General features: G+C 66.1%; 18 protein-coding genes. 13 read left to right on the plus strand and 5 right to left on the minus strand.

Annotated elements, in window-relative coordinates; translation table 11 throughout:
• The first annotated feature begins 128 nt into the window (after positions 1 to 128).
• The gene (locus tag DIS04_RS10425) at positions 129 to 836 is read left to right on the plus strand and encodes a glutathione S-transferase N-terminal domain-containing protein (RefSeq protein WP_111413687.1); all 708 of its coding nucleotides are present in this window, start codon (positions 129 to 131) and stop codon (positions 834 to 836) included.
• A gap of 105 nt (positions 837 to 941) precedes the next feature.
• Positions 942 to 1,295: a phasin family protein gene (locus DIS04_RS10430; protein WP_111413688.1), complete on the plus strand. Its 354-nt coding sequence runs from the start codon at positions 942 to 944 to the stop codon at positions 1,293 to 1,295.
• A 90-nt stretch (positions 1,296 to 1,385) separates the two neighbouring features.
• Here DIS04_RS10430 and DIS04_RS10435 read toward each other — a convergent pair whose 3' ends face one another.
• Positions 1,386 to 1,997: a phosphoribosyltransferase gene (locus DIS04_RS10435; RefSeq protein ID WP_111413689.1), complete on the minus strand. Its 612-nt coding sequence runs from the start codon at positions 1,995 to 1,997 to the stop codon at positions 1,386 to 1,388.
• Between the two features lie 304 nt (positions 1,998 to 2,301).
• Here DIS04_RS10435 and DIS04_RS10440 point away from each other — a divergent pair, with 304 nt between their 5' ends.
• The gene (locus tag DIS04_RS10440) at positions 2,302 to 3,747 is read left to right on the plus strand and encodes a uracil-xanthine permease family protein (RefSeq protein WP_179951249.1); all 1,446 of its coding nucleotides are present in this window, start codon (positions 2,302 to 2,304) and stop codon (positions 3,745 to 3,747) included.
• Between the two features lie 67 nt (positions 3,748 to 3,814).
• Here DIS04_RS10440 and uraD read toward each other — a convergent pair whose 3' ends face one another.
• On the minus strand, positions 3,815 to 4,342 hold the full coding sequence (uraD, locus tag DIS04_RS10445) for a 2-oxo-4-hydroxy-4-carboxy-5-ureidoimidazoline decarboxylase (protein WP_111413691.1): 528 nt from the start codon (positions 4,340 to 4,342) through the stop codon (positions 3,815 to 3,817).
• A 201-nt stretch (positions 4,343 to 4,543) separates the two neighbouring features.
• On the opposite strand from uraD, the gene uraH reads away from it, so the two are divergent.
• The 3 genes from uraH (at position 4,544) to DIS04_RS10460 (ending at position 7,038) form a co-directional block, all read left to right on the plus strand.
• The gene (gene uraH / locus DIS04_RS10450) at positions 4,544 to 4,897 is read left to right on the plus strand and encodes a hydroxyisourate hydrolase (protein WP_111413692.1); all 354 of its coding nucleotides are present in this window, start codon (positions 4,544 to 4,546) and stop codon (positions 4,895 to 4,897) included.
• A gap of 65 nt (positions 4,898 to 4,962) precedes the next feature.
• On the plus strand, positions 4,963 to 6,165 hold the full coding sequence (locus DIS04_RS10455; protein ID WP_111413693.1) for a urate hydroxylase PuuD: 1,203 nt from the start codon (positions 4,963 to 4,965) through the stop codon (positions 6,163 to 6,165).
• 129 nt (positions 6,166 to 6,294) lie between these two features.
• On the plus strand, positions 6,295 to 7,038 hold the full coding sequence (locus DIS04_RS10460; protein ID WP_179951250.1) for a GntR family transcriptional regulator: 744 nt from the start codon (positions 6,295 to 6,297) through the stop codon (positions 7,036 to 7,038).
• A gap of 69 nt (positions 7,039 to 7,107) precedes the next feature.
• Here the strand turns inward: DIS04_RS10460 and DIS04_RS10465 are convergent, their stop codons facing one another.
• From DIS04_RS10465 to DIS04_RS10475, 3 genes are all read right to left on the minus strand, one after another.
• Positions 7,108 to 8,565: an NCS1 family nucleobase:cation symporter-1 gene (locus DIS04_RS10465; protein ID WP_111413694.1), complete on the minus strand. Its 1,458-nt coding sequence runs from the start codon at positions 8,563 to 8,565 to the stop codon at positions 7,108 to 7,110.
• A 72-nt stretch (positions 8,566 to 8,637) separates the two neighbouring features.
• Positions 8,638 to 10,014, minus strand: coding sequence for an NCS1 family transporter (locus tag DIS04_RS10470; protein WP_245904540.1), 1,377 nt, complete (start codon positions 10,012 to 10,014; stop codon positions 8,638 to 8,640).
• A gap of 106 nt (positions 10,015 to 10,120) precedes the next feature.
• Entirely contained in the window at positions 10,121 to 10,867 is a 747-nt protein-coding gene (locus tag DIS04_RS10475) for an aspartate/glutamate racemase family protein (RefSeq protein WP_111413695.1), read from the minus strand.
• 571 nt (positions 10,868 to 11,438) lie between these two features.
• On the opposite strand from DIS04_RS10475, the gene puuE reads away from it, so the two are divergent.
• The 7 genes from puuE to DIS04_RS10510 all read left to right on the plus strand — a co-directional run bounded on the left by puuE (position 11,439) and on the right by DIS04_RS10510 (position 19,462).
• Positions 11,439 to 12,371, plus strand: a complete 933-nt coding sequence (gene puuE / locus DIS04_RS10480; RefSeq protein ID WP_111413696.1) for an allantoinase PuuE — start codon at positions 11,439 to 11,441, stop codon at positions 12,369 to 12,371.
• 21 nt (positions 12,372 to 12,392) lie between these two features.
• A complete protein-coding gene (locus tag DIS04_RS10485) occupies positions 12,393 to 13,226 on the plus strand; it encodes a bifunctional allantoicase/(S)-ureidoglycine aminohydrolase (RefSeq protein WP_111413697.1) in 834 nt (277 codons plus the stop codon).
• Between the two features lie 283 nt (positions 13,227 to 13,509).
• On the plus strand, positions 13,510 to 13,995 hold the full coding sequence (locus DIS04_RS10490; RefSeq protein WP_111413698.1) for an ureidoglycolate lyase: 486 nt from the start codon (positions 13,510 to 13,512) through the stop codon (positions 13,993 to 13,995).
• 175 nt (positions 13,996 to 14,170) lie between these two features.
• Positions 14,171 to 15,946: a glyoxylate carboligase gene (gcl, locus tag DIS04_RS10495; protein ID WP_111413699.1), complete on the plus strand. Its 1,776-nt coding sequence runs from the start codon at positions 14,171 to 14,173 to the stop codon at positions 15,944 to 15,946.
• Between the two features lie 163 nt (positions 15,947 to 16,109).
• Complete coding sequence (gene hyi, locus DIS04_RS10500) at positions 16,110 to 16,880, plus strand: hydroxypyruvate isomerase (RefSeq protein ID WP_111413700.1); 771 nt, start codon at positions 16,110 to 16,112, stop codon at positions 16,878 to 16,880.
• Between the two features lie 171 nt (positions 16,881 to 17,051).
• On the plus strand, positions 17,052 to 17,936 hold the full coding sequence (locus tag DIS04_RS10505) for a 2-hydroxy-3-oxopropionate reductase (RefSeq protein WP_111413701.1): 885 nt from the start codon (positions 17,052 to 17,054) through the stop codon (positions 17,934 to 17,936).
• Between the two features lie 221 nt (positions 17,937 to 18,157).
• On the plus strand, positions 18,158 to 19,462 hold the full coding sequence (locus tag DIS04_RS10510; RefSeq protein WP_111413702.1) for a glycerate kinase type-2 family protein: 1,305 nt from the start codon (positions 18,158 to 18,160) through the stop codon (positions 19,460 to 19,462).
• Positions 19,463 to 19,555: the final 93 nt, after the last annotated feature.

Consider the following 19,555-nt stretch of genomic DNA (forward strand, 5'->3'; position numbering starts at 1 on the left):
TGGGGTAACCGTTATTAGACTAATGGACAGCCGTCGGTCCCAGCGTAGCCGAGCATGAGGCCATTGGCATCCCGCTCGCTCGGCTGGCACTATCGAGGCACCAACATCGGCCAAGCCCAGGAGGCGTCATGGCAAGGGTTCTCTACGACCTGTGCGGTCGCGACGAAGCACTGCGTTTTTCTCCCTATTGCTGGCGCGTGCGCTACGCGCTGGCCCACAAGGGGCTCGACTACGAGACGCAAGCCTGGCATTTCACCGACAAGGAGGCGCTCGCCTTCGCCGACCACGACAAGGTGCCGGTGCTGGTCGACGGCGACGCGACTGTCACCGACAGCTACGAGATCCTGCGCTACCTGGACCGCACCTATCCCGACAAGCCACTGCTGGGGACCGGTGCGGCCGCCGCCAGGGCGCGCTTCTTCAAGCACTACGCCGAGCGCACCCTGCAGTCGGCGATGATGCGCACCATCGTCATGGACCTGCTCAACGCCATCGATCCCCGGGACCGCGACTACTTTCGCGAGAGCCGCGAGAAGCGCTTCGGCAGGACGCTCGAGGAGTTTCACTCGCCCGCCAAGGGGCTGTCCCAGCTGGATGCGGCACTCGAACCGCTGCGAGGGTGCTTGAAGGAGGCCGACTTCGTCGACGGTGATCAGCCTGGTGGGGCCGACTACCTGCTCTTTGGCCCCTTCATGTGGGCCAGGGTGGTCTCCACGGCCGACCTGGTATCGAACGCCGATCCGGTCCATGGCTGGATCGAGCGCATGCTCGACCTTCACGACGGGCTGGGGCGCAGGGCCATGCGGATCACCGATATCGAAGGGGCCTATCGCTGAGGAGGGGGTGCCCCGAAAGAATGTTGCATTGCACAAAACGAGCTGCTATGTTGCATTGCAACAAGGCGCGATCCTGCCTTGGCAACGCAACGTAGGAGGTGTCTCATGAGCAAGACCCAAGACAAGGCAACCCAGCAGTTCGACTCTCTGTTCTTCGCCCCGGCCCGCGCCTATGGCTCGCTGGCCCTGGAATACTACGAGAAGCTGGTGTCAGCACAGCTGGAAGCCTTCCGTAGCTACTCCGACCTGAGCCTGGCCCAGGCCCGCGCCTGGGTCGACGTCAAGGACTCCGAGGGCCTCAAGCAGGTCTTCGAGACCCAGCAGAAGGCCGTCAAGGAACTGGGCGAGCGTCTGCAGGGCGACACCAAGAAGGTGGTCGACCTGAGCCAGGAGTTCCTGCAGAAGGGTCAGCAGCTGACCGAGCAGAACGTCAAGGCAGCCAGCGCCGCGACCAAGTAAGTCGCCGCTGCTGTCGCTGACGACCAAGGCCGCCGCCCCCCGGGGCGGCGGCCTTTTTCGTGCCTGCCCGTTGCCGCCGCTCCGACGCTGTCACTCCTCGAGCAGCTCCAGCACCTCCTCCTCCTCGACCTGGCCGAAGTCGGCATAGAACTGGCCCACCGCCATGAAGCGCTGAGGGACATCGAGACAGACTACCTCGTCGGCGATCGCCTGCAGCCGGGCCACGGCGCTGGGCGGGGCCACCCCGAGCGCCGCGATGAGCCGCGCGGCGCGGCCCTGCAGGGTCTTCAGGGCCGCCTCCATGGTGGCGCCGGTGGCGCTGCCGTCGTCGACGATCACCACCACACGGCCCTCGGGCGGGATCGGCGGGCGAATCGGGCTGTAGCGCTGGCGGCGCTCCGCTAGCAGCTTGCGCTGTTGCTCGGCCTCGCGCTCCACCGCCTGCTGGGAAAACTGCGCGGCCACTGCGTCGAGCTTCATGGTGCCATCCTCGCTGATGGCGCCGATGGCGAACTCGGGGCTGCCGGGGGCGCGAATCTTGCGCACCAGCACCACGTCGAGCTCTCCCTCCAGGGCATCGGCCAGAAAACGTCCCATGGGCACTCCCCCGCGAGGAATGGCCAGCACCAGCGGGTTGGAGCCCCTCAGGTGGGCGAGGCGGTGTGCCAACTGTTCGGCCGCGTCCAGTCGATCACGGAACATGTCGGTCTCCTTCTCCTGCGCTCCCGGTTCTTCTCCCAGTGTAGCCGTGAGGGCGTGAGAGGGAGGCGGGGCCAGGCGACTGAACGGGCAGGGCGAAAGGGCTGGAAATAATTTATGTATACAATAAATTGATGTAGTGTCGCTCATTGGTGCCGCAATGAGGATACAATTCTGACCGATCGGACAGAAAATGGAGCCGTGAGCGCCGCCAGCTGGCCGTGCCCGGCGAGTCGCCGCCGCAATTCCAACAAGCGCGATGGGTGACCTCCCGGATGCGGAAACACAACAACGACTGGATGGATCCATGCGTACGATTCAGAACACTTCGATTTTCGACTTCCACGGCCGGCCTTCGCTGGCAACGGCCTTGCCCCTGTCGCTGCAGCACGTGCTGGCCATGATCGCGGGGGTCATCACGCCCCCCATCATCATCGCGGGGGTGGTGGGCGCCACGCCGGAGGAGAAGTTGCTGTTGATCCAGATCGCCGTCCTGGCCTCGGGGATCTGCACCCTGTTCCACCTCTACGGGGTGTGGAGGTTCGGTGCCAGGCTGCCGGCGATCTTCGGCGTCGGCTTCGCCTACGTGCCGACGCTGATCGCCGTGGGCGGCCAGTTCGGCATCGAGGGGATCCTTGGGGCGCAGCTGATCGGCGGCATCACCATGATGGTGGTGGGCTACTTCATCCAGTACATCCGCCACCTCTTCCCGCCGGTGGTGGCCGGCACGGTGGTGCTGGTCATCGGCCTGTCGCTCTACGACATCGCGGTGCGCTACATGGCGGGCAGCGGCGACGTCGATGCGGCGGACTTCGGCGCGCCGCTGAACTGGGGCGTGGGCCTGGTGACGCTCGCCACGGTGCTGGTCGCCTCCCAGTTCGGGCGCGGCGTGATCAAGCTCTCGGCGATCATCGTCGGCATCCTCGTCGGCTACGGGCTGTCGCTGGCGCTGGGAATGGTCAGCTTCGCGTCGGTGGCCGAGGCCGACTGGGTGGCGGTGCCGACATTCATGCCTTTCGCCATGGAGTTCCATGCCTCGGCGATCGTCGCCATGGTGGTGATCTGCGTGATCAACTCGGTGCAGACCATCGGCGACCTCTCGGCGACCACCGTGGGCGGCATGAATCGCGAGCTCAAGACCCGCGAGCTGACCGGCGGCCTGCTGGGCAACGGCCTGACCACGACGGCGAGCGCCTTCTTCGGCGCCCTGCCCACCTCCACGTTCAGCCAGAACGTCGGCATCGTCGCCATGACCCGGGTGATCAGCCGCTTCGTGCTGGCGCTGGCCGGCGGCTTCATGCTGCTGGCCGGCCTCAGCCCCAAGTTCGGCGCGCTGATGACCACCATCCCCTATCCGGTGCTCGGCGGCGCCACCATCACCGTGTTCGGCATGATCACCATGACCGGCATCAAGCTGCTGATCAAGGACGAGCTCTCCGCCCGCAACATGACCGTCGTGGGGCTGGCATTGGCGCTCAGCCTGGGCATCGCCGAGGTGCCGGCGGCCATCGAGCGCTTTCCCGAGTGGCTGCAGAACGTGATCGGCGGGGCGCCCATCGTGGTGGCTGCCATCACTGCCTTCACCCTCAATCTGCTGCTGCCCAATACCACCCTGGCCGACGAAGCCCGAGAGCGAGAGTCCATGGCGCGTGCGGATGCAAGCGAGACGGGAGCTGGCGGCACTCCTTCGTCACAGGTGGATCGCCGCCCACAGAGTGGCGAATCGAAAGCGGCGCCCAGCGCGGCTGAATGAAGGGTTCGCAAGGCAACGACCCGCAGCGCTCATCGCGCTGCGGGTCGTTGCGCCAGTCGCAGTGTGTTCAGGGCTGGACGCGATCTTCCAGGCGGAAGCGGGCGATGCGGTTGATCTGCTCGATGGCGGTGCGGCGCTCCTCCTCCGGCGAATTTTCCAGGCGGGTATCGAAGGCGGCCAGGATGGCGTGACGGTCGCTGCCCTTCACGGCCATGACGAAGGGAAAGCCGTACTTGGCCTTGTAGGCGGCGTTGAGTCGCTCGAAGCGTGCCATCTCCTCCGGCGTGCACTGGTCGAGCCCGGCGCCGGCCTGCTCGCGGGTCGAGTCGTCGGTGAGTTCCCCGGCGATGGCGGCCTTGCCGGCCAGGTCGGGGTGGGCACGGATCACCTCGAGCTGGCGTTCCGGGGTGGCGCTGCGCAGCGTCTGGCCCATCGCCTCGGCGAGGCCGGCCGGCGTGTCGTGCGCGTCCGTCAGGCCACGCTCCCAGGTCAGCTCGGCCACCCAGGGGGAGTGTTCGTAGATGTCGCCGAAGCGGGCCACGAAGGCGTCGCGGTCGAGCGTGCTGGGGCGTGGCGTCAGGGTCTTGTCGGTCATCGTGGTCTCCAAGGTCAGGGCCGCAGGGCGGCACTCGCAGCATGTTGCCCAGAAAGTGTATACAAAAAATCTTTGAAATGTACCACAGGAAGCGCTAAAACTGTCTTCATGTAGTCGCGACGGGTCATCACGCCCGTCTGGCATTGGCTTGACCCGGCATCGGCAGCGACGCTCCGCCGGTCAAACAACGGGAGTGACGAAATGGGACGCCTGACCACCCACGTACTGGATACCGCCCAGGGCCGCCCCGGCCAGGGCATCTGCATCGAGGTCTATCGCCTGTCGGGGGGACAGCGCACCGCGCTCAAGACGGTGACGACCAATGACGATGGCCGCTGCGATGCACCCATCCTGGAAGGCGACGAGTTCGCCGTCGGCGAGTACGAGCTGGTCTTCCATGCCGGCGACTACCTGCGCCAGCAGGGCATTCAGGCAGGTGAGCCGCGCTTCCTCGACGTCATCCCGCTGCGCTTCGGCGTGGCCGACGACTCGCAGCACTACCACGTGCCGCTGCTGCTGTCGCCCTATGGCTACTCCACCTACCGCGGCAGCTAGGGAAACGCGGCTCATTGGCTGCGCTCCGCGATGCGGCGTCAACAACAATTAGCTGAGACCACCTGATGCAAGCTTACCTACTGGATTTCGTCAATTTCATGCTGCGCTGGCTGCACGTCATCGCGGCCATCGCCTGGATCGGCGAATCGATCTACTTCGTGATGCTGGACAACGGCCTGCGCAAGCCCAAGGCCGCCGAGGATCGTGACAAGGGCGTGTTCGGCGAGATGTGGGCCGTGCACGGCGGCGGCTTCTACCATAACCAGAAGTACGCCACGGCGCCTGCCAAGCTGCCGGAAGACCTGCACTGGTCGTTCTGGAAGGCCTACACCACCTGGCTGTCCGGCTTCGCCCTGTTCGTGCTGCTGTACATGGCCAATCCGAGCTTCTATCTGGTCAACCCCGACAGCGACTGGGCCTGGGCCGCCGGCCTGAGCGGCTGGGAGGCCAACGTGCTGGCGCTGGCGTTCCTGCTCGGCGGCTGGGTGGTCTACAACGAGCTGTGCAAGCGCATCAGCCCCAACATGGATCGCGACGGCCTGCTGAGCCTGGCCGTGGCGGTGATGATGGTGCTGGTGGCCTACCTCAGCGTACAGCTGTTTTCGGGGCGGGCCGCCTTCCTGCTCACCGGTGCCGTGATGGCCACCGCCATGTCGGCCAACGTCTTCTTCTGGATCATTCCCGGCCAGCGCCGCATGGTGAAGGCCATGAAGGCGGGCGAGACGCCCAACCCGCTGGACGGCAAGCGCGGCAAGCAGCGCTCGGTACACAACACCTACTTCACCCTGCCGGTGGTGCTGCTGATGATCAGCAACCACTACTCCTTCGTCTACAACCACGATTACGCCTGGGTGCTGATGTCGCTGTTCATCTTCGCCGGTGCGCTGATCCGCCAGTTCTTCGTGCTGATGCACGCCGGCAAGATCCAGCCCGCCTACCCGGCCGTCGGCGTGGCGCTGATCGCCGTGGCCTTCTGGGTCGGCATGCCGGGGACGGGAGCTTCGAGCGGGGGCGAAGGCGGCCAGGGAACCGACCTGGCCGAGGTCGAGGCCATCATCGAGTCGCGCTGCGCCTCCTGCCACTCGGCCAACCCGACCCAGGAGGGCTTCGGCTCGGCGCCGGCCGGCGTGGTCTACGACACCACGTCCCAGATCGAGGGCCATCGCGAGAAGATCCAGGAAGTGGTGGCGAGCAAGTACATGCCGCTGGGCAACATGACCAACATGACCGACGAGGAGCGCGACGCGATCGCCGCCTGGTCGGAGTGACGGCTTGCTCACCCTGCCCGCGCACAGCCCGCCATCGGCGGGCTGTGCGCGTCCTGGCGGGTTCGATAGTTGGGTGGGACTATGTATACAATGGCAGTCGATGAAGGGCTCAGACCAGGAGGGAGGAACATGAACCAGCGGCAGCGCCTGGCCGAGGGCGAGGCGGGTGCGGAGAAGCCCCGACGCCTGGGCAAGAACGGTGACGGAGCGGAGCGCCACGAGGCGATCTACCGCACCATCAGCGATGCGATCATCGAGCATCGCCTGCGTCCCGGCGCTCGCCTGCGCGAGGACGCCCTGGCCGAGGTGTTCGGCATCAGCCGCACCGGCGTGCGCAAGATCCTGCAGCGCCTGGCCCTGGAGCAGCTCGTCACCCTGACCCCGCGGCGCGGCGCCAGCGTCACGCGGCCTACCGCCGACGAGGCCAAGGACGTCTTCGACGCCCGCCAGATGGTGGAGTGCGGCCTGATGCCCGAGGTCGCCCGCCGCATCACGCCCGCCGACGTGCGTGAGCTGCGCGACATGGCCCGGCGTGAGCGCGAGGCGCTCCGCTCGGGCGAACAGAGCCGCGCGATCAAGCTCTCCGCCGCCTTCCACGAGCGCCTGGCCCAGCTCTCCGGCAACGCCACCCTGGCGGCCTTCGTCGGCCAGCTCTGCTCGCGTTCGTCGCTGATCCTCGCCGTCTATGGCAGCTCGGGGCACCTGGGCTGCGAGTCCCACGACCACGACGACCTGATCGGCTTTCTCGAGGCCGGCAACGGCGAACGCGCTACCGCCTTCATGAGCCGTCACCTCAAGGCCATCGAGGCCTCGCTCTCCATCGTCGAGGAAGAGGCGGAGACGCCCGACCTGCAGCGCATCTTCGGCGCCTAGGTAGCGTATCGGCAGAACGAAGGCGCCCCCGGCCTGGCCGGGGGCGCCATTCGCTGCAAGTGCTTCCGTTCAGAGTGCCGGTGTTGCCGCCGCCGGGCGATGGCTCAGCATCAGGCCATAGTAGAACGTGCCGCCGAGCGCGGCACCGATCATCCAGCCGTAGCCGCCCAGCGCGGCGAGTGCCGGCACCAGCACCGTGGAGATGGAGAACAGCGCGGCGCCGAGGAAGGCGACCAGCGCCCGGGTGTTCCAGCCCTTGACGTAGTAGTAGGCCGTGCCGGGCTCGGAGGAGAACAGCTGCTGCATGTCGAGGTGTTGGCGTTTCACCAGGTAATAGTCCACCACGATGATGCCGTAGAAGGGCGCGACGACGGCACCGAGCGCGTTGACGAAGCCCGGTACCCCGATCTGGCTGATCACCGAGACCCACAGTGCACCGACGAAGAAGGCCACTCCAGCGGTGATCAGTCCCCCCACCTTGAAGCTGATCCTGCTGGGAAAGAGGTTGGCCAGGTCGTAGGCCGGCGGGATGAAATTGGCCACCAGGTTGATGCCGACGGTGGCGGCGAAGAAGGTCAGGGCGGCGACGATGGTCAACGGCAGCGAGTCGACCCGCTCGACGATGTCGGCCGGATTGGTCAGGGCCTCGCCGAACAGCACCAGGGTGCCGGCGGTGATGATCAGCGCGATGAACGAGAAGAACGCCACGTTGAGCGGCAGCCCCAGCAGGTTGCCGAGCTTCATCTGGCGCTCGGTCCGGACGAAGCGGGTGAAGTCGCCGAAGTTGATCACCACCGCGGCGAAGTAGGCCACCATGGTGCCGACGATCGCCAGGAAGGCCGCCACGGCGCTGCCGCTGCGCTCGGTGTCGGCGCTGAAGATGGTGGCGATGGCGGGCAGCAGCTCGTCGCCGGCCTGGACCCAGACCACGATCATCAGCACCACCATCACCAGGTAGACCAGCGGGCCCGCCCAGTTGAGGAAGTGCTTGATGCGCTCGATGCCCTGCCAGAATATCGCGATCTGGAACAGCCAGACGATCACGAACGACACCCAGGCCACGCCGGAGAGGCCGAGGAAGGTGGCACCGTCGCCGGCGCCGAACAGCGCAGTGATCAGCAGCGCCACCGCGGTGGAGGCGAAGTAGGTCTGCACCCCATACCAGAAGATGCCGATGATCGCGCGCAGCATGGCCGGCAAGTTGGCGCCGCGCACCCCCATGCTGGCGCGCACCATCACCGGGAAGGGGATGCCGTACTTGACGCTGGGCTTGCCGGTCAGGTTGACCAGGTACATGACGATCACGCCGGCGAGGATGATCGCCGCCATCACCGCCCAGCCGTTGAGCCCGTAGGTCAGGAATAGCGAGGCGGCCAGGGTGTAGCCGAACAGGCTCTGGATGTCGTTCGACCACACGTTGAAGATCTCGAAGGCGCCCCAGTTGCGGTCCCTGTGCTTGAGCGGGGCCAGGTCCTCGTTGTAGAGCGTCGGGTCGATGCGCTGGATGTCGAGCTCGTTCTCTTTCATCGTCGTCACCGTTGTTGTCATGGGGCGTCGCCCGGCCGGCAGGGCCGGAAGGGCGACGTGGAGAGGGAGCGGTTACTGGCGGAAACGCTGGCAGGGGGCCCAGTGGCGCATCAGCAGGTAGTAGGTGAGGCCGGCCGGGATCAGGCTGGCGTACCAGGACACCGCCGAGAAGGCCAGCGCCGCGGCGATGCCCACCGCCGTGGCGACCAGCGCCGCCAGGTTGACGCCCTGGTAGGGGCCGCTCTCGTCGTAGAGCTTGTCGAGATCCAGGGTGCGGCGACGTATGACGTAGTAGTCGACTACCAGGATGGCGAAGATCGGACCGAGGAAGGCGGAGTAGGTCTGCACGAAGAGCTGCAGGCCGGCCGCGGAATCGGGCTGCACCAGTTTCCAGGGGAAGGTGGCGAAGGCCAGCAGGCCGACGATCACCGTGGAAGTGGCGAACTTCAGCTTGAACACGTCCATCAGCACGTAGGTCGGCGGCACCACGTTGTTGAGCACGTTGGTGGTGACCTGGGCGAAGGCGATGAACAGCAGGGTGGTCATCAGCAGCGGCGTGTTGTCCACCGCATTGGCGAACACCTGGATGGGGTCGGCGGTGCCGGTGGCTTCGGAAACCATGTAGCCGATCAGGCCCATGAACAGCGTGCAGGGCAGGATCGACATGGCGTAGATGGTGGTGAGAATGCCCGGCCCGGTACCCTGCTTGTGCTCGCGCGAATAGTCGCTGACGTTGAGCATCATGGTGCTGTAGATGCCCAGGAACAGCATGGTGGCGCCCCAGAACGGCATGCCCCAGGAGCCTTCCATGGTCAGCAGGCTGGTCGACAGCTCATCGCCGTAGCGCTGCACCGTGGCATAGAACATGTAGACCAGCGAGGCAAGAATGAAGGCGCTGCCGATGTTCTCCAGCCACTTGATGCCCTGGAAACCCATCACCGAGAGGCCGATCTGCAGGAACTGGAAGGCGATGAAGTAGAACACCAGATTGTCGAAGCCGAACAGGGTGGCCGAGACCATGTTCAGGGCGCCGGCGCCGATCCAGCTCTGGAAGCCGTACCACACCACGGCGGGCACGGCCCGGACCAGGCCGGGCAGGCGGGTGCCGGCAAAGCCGAAGGCGCTGCGCGCCTGTACCATGAAGGGGATGCCGTACTTGTAGCCGGCGGCGCCGTTAAGGGCCAGCGCGATGCCGATCACGAAGCAGCCGATGGCGATGGCCAGGGTCGCCTGGATCAGGTTGAGGGTGCCGACCACGCTGGAACCCATGGCGAAGGTGCCGATCGACACGCAGCCGCCGAACCAGGCCAGGAAGTAGGAGGGTCGCCCCATGATGCGGGTCTTCTGCGGGGCGAGCGATTCCTCGCCCAGCGCCTTGGTGGCGCCGGGTGCCGCCGCCGCCAGGGCGGCAGGGTCGGCCGCCGTGCTGTGTGGGGGGGTGTGTTGCATGGGTCTGTCCTCGCAAGTCGTTGCTCTGTGTTGTGGTTGTGCCCGGATTCAGGCGGGCTCTGTGGCGTGACGTGCTCAAGGCGTGTTGTTGTGGGACGGCAAAGGCTCAGCGTTCGTGAGCCAGGTGGGAAAACTCCTCGAATCGTCCGTGGAAGGTCTTGGGTCGCGGAAACGCCAGGTCGCCGTGCTTGCTGGTGCCGAGCCCCAGCCCGACGAGGGCCTCGGCCAGCTTGACCGCGGCCGTGACGCCCTCGATCACCGGCAGTCCCACCTCGCGGGAGATGGTGTCGGTCAGATCGGCCATGCCGCCACAGCCCAGCACGATGGCGCCGATGCCATCCTCGTCGCGGGCGCGGTGGCACTCGTCGATGATGCGGCCGAGGGCGGCCGTGCCGTTCTCCTCCAGGTCCAGCACCGGGATCTCGGCGGCGCGTACCCGGCGGCAGTGATGGCGAAAGCCGTACTGCTCGAGCAGGTGCTCGGCGATGATGGCGGTGCGCGTGAGGGTGGTCACGACCGAGAAGCGCGTGCTGACCAGGCTGGCCATATGAAACCCCGCCTCGGCGATGCCGATCACCGGGGCGCGGGTCAGTTCGCGTGCTCCCCACAGGCCCGGGTCGCCGAAGCAGGCGATCACATAGGCATCGGTGGCCTCCTTCTCGCCTGCCAGTACCTCCTCCATCACGCCCACGGCGCTGATGGCTTCGTCGAAGTGGCTCTCGATGGATACCGGGCCGCTGGCCGGCTGGGTCGCCACGACGGTCGTGCCGGCAGCCGCCACGCGCTGTGCCGCTTCGCCGATCTTGCGGGTCATGGCCACGGTGGTGTTGGGATTGATGATGCGAAGGCGCATGCGAACTCCAAACTTTTCTTGTGAACAATAAAAAATATCTTTGTACACAAAATAGGCGCTGCAACCCGCGTGCGCAAGCCCTTCGTCGTGCCTGCTCATTCTCGGATAAAATTCCTATCTATCAGCATATTGCCTGCTTTTTGCCATGGTGTGAGGCGACGCCCATCGACTAGACTTAGGTCTTAGGCACTGAAAAAGATCCCATATTGGCGACTTTTAGGCTAAGCAACTGTATACAGTTTTGCGGTTGTGCCTGTTGCGCACATTCTCGGCTCGTTCGCAAAGGGGCAGGCATATCGAGCGACTCGAGCAGCATGGTTGCAAATCAGCCCTTTTTTTGTATACAAAGACCTCGAGACAGCACCGCTTCATCCATGCATTCCCGCCAAGAGGAAGGCGGCGTCAGGTGAGCGGCCCCAGCGCCCATGGGCCAACAGGCCGCGGAGGAACGGGTTGCAGCCTTGTTGGATACAGTCTATTTTGTCTATTGTATACAGTTATTGTTGCGCCAAGCCGGCGAGTCCGGTGAAGCCCAGTGTGCAGTGGCGGTACAGAACAAGAGGAAGAGTCCATGAGCGAGACGCCTGTCTATCCCCGCGACCTGATCGGCTACGGCCGCAACCCGCCCCAGGCCAACTGGCCCGGGCGAGCGAAGATCGCCGTACAGTTCGTGCTCAACTACGAGGAGGGGGGCGAGAACTGCGTGCTGCATGGCGATGCCGGCTCCGAGCAGTTCCTCTCCGAGATCATCGGCGCGGCCTCCTACCCCGACCGCCACCTCAGCATGGAGTCGATCTACGAGTACGGCTCGCGGGCGGGGGTGTGGCGCATCCTGCGCGAGTTCGAGCGACGCGGCCTGCCGCTGACGGTGTTCGGCGTGGCCATGGCCCTGGAGCGCCATCCCGAGCTCGCCCACGCTTTCAAGGAACTGGGCCACGAGATCGCCTGCCACGGCTACCGCTGGATTCATTACCAGGAGGTGCCCGAGCACGTCGAGCGCGAGCACCTGCAGCGCGCCATGGAGATCTTCCAGCGCCTCTACGGCGAGAAGCCGCAGGGCTGGTACACCGGCCGCGACAGCCCCAACACCCGCCGCCTGGTGCTCGACGAAGGCGGCTTCCTCTACGACAGCGACTATTATGGAGACGATCTGCCTTTCTGGACCCGCACGGCCGACAGCCAGGGCAACGAGCACGACCACCTGATCGTGCCCTATACCCTGGACAGCAACGACATGCGCTTCGCCGCGCCCCAGGGCTTCAACACCGCCGAACACTTCTTCAGCTACCTGCGCGACGCCTTCGACGTTCTGTACGCGGAAGGGGAAGAGTCGCCCAAGATGCTCTCGGTGGGCATGCACTGCCGGCTGCTCGGTCGTCCCGGCCGCTTCCGTGCCTTGCAGCGCTTCCTTGACCACATCGAAGCGCACGACCGGGTGTGGGTGACGCGGCGCATCGACATCGCGCGGCACTGGATCGAGCACCACCCGGCGCCGGCGCGCTGAAATAACGACTTGAGAACTATCATGAGCCAACGCACCTACTACGCCCCCCATGGCGGACACCCGCCCCAGACCCAACTGCTCTCCGACCGGGCGGTGTTCACCGAGGCCTACGCCTTCATTCCCAAGGGCGTGATGCGCGATATCGTCACCAGCAATCTGCCGTTCTGGGAGGAGACCCGGCTGTGGGTGCTGGCGCGCCCGCTCTCCGGCTTCGCCGAGACCTTCTCGCAGTACATCATGGAAGTGAGTCCGGGCGGCGGCAGCGAGCGCCCCGAGCTCGATCCCGCCGCCGAGGGTGTGCTGTTCGTGGTCGAGGGCGAGATGACCCTGACCATCGCCGGCGAGCGCCACGAGATGACGCCGGGCGGCTACGCTTTCCTGCCGCCGGGCTGCCACTGGCAGCTGCGCAATGAATCCCGTGCGCCGGTGCGCTTCCACTGGGTGCGCAAGGCCTACGAGTTCGTCGAGGGCATCGAGGTGCCCGAGGCGTTCGTCACCAACGAGAACGACATCGCGCCCAGCGAGATGCCGGACACCGAGGGGCGCTGGGCCACCACCCGCTTCGTCGACCCCGGCGATGTGCGCCACGACATGCACGTCAACATCGTCACCTTCCAGCCCGGGGGAGTGATTCCCTTCGACGAGACCCACGTCATGGAGCACGGCCTCTACGTGCTCGAGGGCAAGGCGGTCTACCACCTCAATCAGGAATGGGTGGAAGTCGAGGCCGGCGACTTCATGTGGCTGCGCGCCTTCTGCCCGCAGGCGTGCTATGCCGGCGGCCCGGGGCCGTTCCGCTATTTGCTCTATAAAGACGTAAACCGCCACGCGGCGCTGCGGCTTGGTACTCGCTAAGGCGTGGCGGACTTGCATTAGTATCACCGAGTTTTCCGAAGCTCAGCGACGTTAGGGGCGCCGGGGGCAGGCCGAAGAGGAGGTCTTTTGCCAGGGGTGAGGAGCACTGCTCCGAACGGGCTGGCCATGGATGGCCAGCACCGGCCCTGCAAGCGGAGCAGGATGCGAGAGCGCCGCAGGGCAAAAGTAGCGCCCAGGGATGGGTTCACAGCGCCTCCTCGCAGGCCTGCCGCCGGAACAGCCCCGGCGATATGGGCGACTGCCGAAAAAACGAGAGGCTGACATGCTGGAACTCAAAGCCGAGCCGTTGACGCCTGAGGCCTTCGTGCCCTTCGGCGACGTCATCGATACTCGCACGGCCGACTACTTTCACATCAATGGCGGGCGCACCCGGCGCTACCACGACCTGGCCAGGGTCGAGACCCTGGGCGAGCAGGCGAGGACGCTGATCAGCATCTTCGTCAGCCAGCCGGTCTCGATCCCGCTGGAGCTCGACTTTCTCGAACGCCATCCCCAGGGCAGCCAGGCCTTCATGCCGTTGCACGAGGAGCGCTTCGTGATCGTGGTGGCACCGCCGGGCGACAGCATCGACCCCGCCGATGTGCGCGCCTTCGTCACCGATGGCCGTCAGGGCGTCAACTACCGCGCCGGCACCTGGCATGCCATCCAGTCGGTGCTCGAGCGCGAAGGGGAGTTCCTGGTGGTGGATCGCGGCGGCGAGGGCAACAACTGCGACGAGCACCCGCTGGCGCTGCGCATTACGCTCTGAACCTTCCGGATCGAGAGAGCTCAGGCATTTGTTTTTCCTGGGCTTTTTTGTGCCTAAGAATTTTTATGAAAATATTTTCCAACCCTTGTTGACGACACGGGCGCGGGGTTCTAATCTCGAAATACAGAAATATTTTCCAAAAACAATCTGGTCGCCACTCACGGGAGGATCCGTCATGGCTCGTATGACCGCAGCAGAAGCCGCCGTTCACGTGCTCCGCAAGGAGGGCATCGATGTCGCCTTTGGCGTGCCCGGCGCCGCCATCAACCCCTTCTACGCCGCCCTGCGCAAGATCGGCGGCATCGACCACGTGCTGGCGCGCCACGTCGAGGGCGCCTCGCACATGGCCGAGGGTTATACCCGTACCCAGGCCGGCAATATCGGCGTCTGCATCGGCACGTCCGGCCCCGCCGGTACCGACATGATCACCGGGCTCTATTCGGCCAGCGCGGATTCCATCCCGATCCTGTGCATCACCGGCCAGGCGCCACGCGCCAAGCTGCACAAGGAGGACTTCCAGGCGGTCGACATCCAGGCCATCGCCGGGCCGGTGACCAAGTGGGCAGTCACCGTGCTGGAGCCAGCCCAGGTGCCGCGCGCCTTCCAGCAGGCCTTCCAACTGATGCGCTCTTCGCGCCCGGGGCCGGTGCTGATCGACCTGCCCATCGACGTGCAGTTGAGCGAGATCGAGTTCGACCCCGACACCTACGAGCCGCTGCCGGCTTACAAGCCCAGCGCCTCACGCGCCCAGGCCGAGAAGGCCATGGCCATGCTCGACGAGGCCGAGCGCCCCTTGCTGGTTGCCGGCGGCGGCATCATCAATGCCGATGCCAGCGAGCTGCTGGTCGAGTTCGCCGAACTCACCGGCGTGCCGGTCATTCCCACGCTAATGGGCTGGGGCAGCATCGCCGACGACCATCCGCTGATGGCCGGCATGGTGGGGCTGCAGACCTCGCACCGCTACGGTAACGCCACGATGCTCGAATCCGACTTCGTGATGGGCATCGGCAATCGCTGGGCCAATCGCCACACGGGCAACCTCGAGACCTATACCAAAGGGCGCAAGTTCGTCCACGTCGACATCGAGCCGACCCAGATCGGGCGCATCTTTGGCCCCGACTACGGCATCGTCTCCGACGCCAAGGCGGCGCTCGAGCTGTTCGTCGAACTCGCTCGCGAGCGGAAGGCAGCGGGCACGCTCAAGGATCGCAGCGCCTGGGCCGAGTCGTGTCAGGAGCGCAAGCGTACCCTGCTGCGCAAGACCCACTTCGACGAGGTGCCGGTGAAACCGCAGCGGGTCTACGAGGAGATGAACAAGGTCTTCGGCAGGAACACCCGCTACGTCAGTACCATTGGCCTGTCGCAGATCGCCGGCGCCCAGTTCCTGCATGTGTATAAGCCGCGCCACTGGATCAACTGCGGCCAGGCGGGCCCGCTGGGCTGGACCATTCCTGCTGCGCTGGGCGTGTGCAAGGCCGACCCTGAGGCCGAGGTGGTGGCGCTCTCCGGCGACTACGACTTCCAGTTCATGGTCGAAGAGCTCGCCGCCGGTGCCCAGTTCCAGCTGCCCTACATCCACGTGCTGGTGAACAACTCCTACCTGGGGCTGATCCGCCAGGCCCAGCGCGGCTTCGACATGGACTACTGCGTGCAGCTCTCGTTCGAGAACGTCAACTGCCCCGAGATCAACGACTACGGCGTCGATCACGTCTCGGTGGTGGAAGGGCTCGGCTGCAAGGCGCTGCGCGTGACCCAGCCGGACCAAATCGCGCCGGCCTTGGAAGAAGCGAAAGCTCTGATGCGCGAATATCGCGTGCCGGTGGTGGTGGAAATCATCCTCGAGCGAGTGACCAACATCGCCATGGGCACCGATCTCGACGGCATCAACGAGTTCGAGGCCCTGGCCGAGAACAACGCGGATGCGCCGACTTCGATCGCTGCCCTTACCTGATAGATACACAGGACGCGACGAGGGGCGCCGGGGACAGGTCGTAGAGGAGGTCCGGTTCCAGGGAAGGAATCGGTAGCGTACAGGGATGTATTCACAGCGCCTCCTCGTAGCCCTGTCGCCGGATTAGCCCACAGACAAGACTAACGACCCAGAGGAGAACGATATGCCCAAGTTCGCCGCTAACCTCAGCATGCTGTTCACCGAGGAGGATTTCCTCGACCGCTTCAAGGCCGCCGCCGAGGCCGGCTTCAAGGGCGTCGAGTACCTCTTTCCTTATGATTATTCCGCCGTCGACATCAAGGCGCGGCTCGACGAGTACGGCCTGACGCAGGTGCTGCACAACCTGCCGGCCGGCGACTGGGGAGCCGGCGAGCGTGGCATCGCCTGCCACCCGGATCGCGTCGAGGAGTTCCGCGCCGGCGTCGAGAAGGCCATCGACTACGCCACCGCGCTCGGTTGCAAGCAGGTCAACTGCCTGGCCGGCATCCAGCCCCAGGGCGTGAGCCTGGAACAGGCGCGCCGCACCCTGGTGGAGAACTTGCGCTACGCTGCGGATAAGCTCGAGGCCGCCGGCATCCTGCTGCTCGCCGAGCCGATCAACACCCGCGACATTCCCGGCTTCTTCCTCCATCGCACCGAGCAGGCGCTGGCGCTCTTCGACGAGGTGGGCAGCCAGAACCTCAAGCTGCAGTACGACATCTACCACATGCAGATCATGGAGGGCGACCTGGCGCCGACCATCGAGAAGCACCTGGGCCGCATCGCCCACGTGCAGCTGGCCGACAACCCGGGGCGCCACGAGCCGGGCAGCGGCGAGATCAATTACCCGTTCCTGTTCGCCCACCTCGACCGGCTGGGCTACGACGGCTGGATCGGCTGCGAGTACAAGCCGGCCACGACAACTCGAGAAGGTCTGGGCTGGCTCGATCGGTGAAACGCTGTTGCGCTCGGCATCTCGGCCGCCGGAGGTGCTCGCAATCCTCATTGAGCACCCAGTCAACTCCGGTTACTGCGCGCCGGCGGCGGCCGACCTGCCTTCGCTCACGACGCGTTTCAGAACGTTTGCCTACGATCACCATAAAGACAAGCTGAAAGGAGAAGCATCATGAGCAAGATCGGTTTCATTGGCCTTGGCATCATGGGCCGTCCCATGGCGGGGCATCTGCTGGATGCCGGCCACGAACTCGTCACCGTCAAGCGCGGCACGCTGGACGCCACCCTGGCCGAGAAGGGCATGCGCGAGCTCGACAGCCCCCGCGCCGTGGCCGAGCAGTCCGAGGTCGTCATCACCATGGTGCCGGATACCCCCGATGTCGAGCAGGTGCTGTTCGGCGAGGGCGGCGTCATCGAAGGGCTCAAGCCCGGGACCCTGGTGATCGACATGAGTTCGATTGCCCCCATCGCCACCCAGGGCTTCGCCAAGCGCGTCCATGAGGCCGGCGGCGAGTACGTCGACGCCCCGGTGTCCGGCGGCGAGGGTGGCGCCATCAACGCGGCCCTGACCATCATGGTCGGCGCCACCGAGGAGGGCTTCTCGCGTGCCAGGCCGATTCTCGAGGTGATGGGCAAGACCATCACGCATATCGGCGGTCACGGTGCCGGCCAGACCTGCAAGGTGGCCAACCAGATCGTCGTCGCGCTGACTATCGAAGCGGTGGCCGAGGGCCTGCTGTTCGCCTCCAGGGCGGGCGCCGACGTGGCCAAGGTGCGCGAATCGCTGCTCGGCGGCCTGGCCCAATCGAAGATCCTCGACGTGCACGGCGAGCGCATGATCCAGCGCACCTTCGATCCGGGCTTCAAGATCAAGCTGCACCAGAAAGACCTCAACCTGGCGCTGGAAGGCGCACGTAGCCTCAATTTGGCGCTGCCCGGCACCGCCAACGCCCAGCAGCTGTTCCAGGCCTGCGCCGCCCACGGCGGCGGGGAGTGGGATCACGCCGGTATCCTGCGCGCACTGGAGGCGCTGGCCGACCACGAAGTGGGCAACTGAACCATCGCATCCGAGGAGGCGGTAAACAGCCTGCCGGTCGCGCGGCATCGACGCTGTCGCTTCCCTCCTGGTGGGCGCCGGGCCGGCGCCCGCCAACCGGCCGCACTCCGTGCGGCTGTTCCCGGCGGCGGGATCCCCGGCTGGACCCCGCCCGCCGCCGGGCTTTTTTCTTGCGTACCCTGCTGCTACCGTCGTTGTTGTCTTTCGTTCGAGGTGTGCCCATGTCTCATCAACTCCCTTCCCTGGACCCCACGGTAGACGTGGCGGACTGGCTGCACCGCCTCGCCGAGATCGCCGTCACCGCCGTGCACCCCGATACGCTGGTGGCGAACCTGCTGCCCGACCCGCCACCGGGTCGCACCGTCGTGGTCGGCGCCGGCAAGGCGGCCGCTTCCATGGCGGCCGCGCTGGAGCGGGCCTGGCAGGCACGCTGCCCCGGCGCGCCGCTCTCGGGGCTGGTGGTCACCCGCTACGGGCACGGTGAAAAATGCGAGGTGATCGAGGTGCTCGAGGCCTCCCACCCGATGCCCGACGACCTGGGCGAGAAGGCGGCCCGGCGCATGCTCGAAGCCGTCGAGCCACTAGGCGAGGACGACCGCGTGATCGCGCTGATCTCCGGCGGCGGCTCGGCGCTGATGACGCTGCCCGCCGAGGGCATCTCGCTTGCCGACAAACAGGCCATCAACCGCGAGTTGCTGCGCTGCGGCGCGCCGATCGGCCAGATGAACACCGTGCGCCGCCACCTCTCGGCGATCAAGGGCGGCCGTCTGGCCGCCGCAGCGCATCCGGCCCAGGTGGTGACCTGGCTGATCTCCGACATTCCCGGCGACGTCGCCACGCAGATCGCCTCGGGGCCGACCCTGCCGGATCGCTCGACCCCGGCCGATGCCCTGGCGGTGCTCGAGCGCTACGGCATCGAGATACCGGCCCACGTGCGTCGCCATCTGGAGCAGGCCCAGGGGGCGCCATCGCCCGACGATGAGGCCTTCGCACGCGACGACAGCGTCGTCCTGGCGCGGGCCCGTGACGCGCTGGAGGCGGCGCGCCAGGCCGCCGAGGCGGCAGGCGCCACGGTGCAGGTGCTGGGCGACGACCTCGAGGGCGAGGCCCGCGAGCTGGGCCGTGCCCAGGCGCGGCTGGCGCTGGAGGCGCGCGACGAGATCGCCGCGCCGCTGCTGATCCTCTCCGGCGGCGAGACCAGCGTTACCGTGCGCGGCGACGGCCGTGGCGGGCGCAACGTCGAGTACCTGCTGGGCCTGTTCGAGGCGCTGGGCGGAGCCCCGGGCATTCACGCCCTGGCCATCGACACCGACGGCATCGACGGCTCCGAGGACAACGCCGGCGCGCTGTTCTCGCCCGACGACTGGCCCCGGGCGAAGGCGCAGGGGCTCCAGCCGGCCGATTACCTGTCACGCAACGACGCGTATACTTTCTTCCAGGCGCTGGATCGGCTCATCGTCACCGGGCCGACCCGCACCAACGTCAACGACTTCCGTGCCATCCTGGTCTTGCCGAGGACACCATGACGCTTCCGCCCCACGCCCCCATCCACGACCCCATCCGTCGCACCAAGATCGTCGCCACCCTGGGCCCGGCCAGCGACCGCGAAGGCGTGCTGG

Source organism: Billgrantia lactosivorans, assembly GCF_003254665.1.
GTDB lineage: Bacteria > Pseudomonadota > Gammaproteobacteria > Pseudomonadales > Halomonadaceae > Halomonas > Halomonas lactosivorans.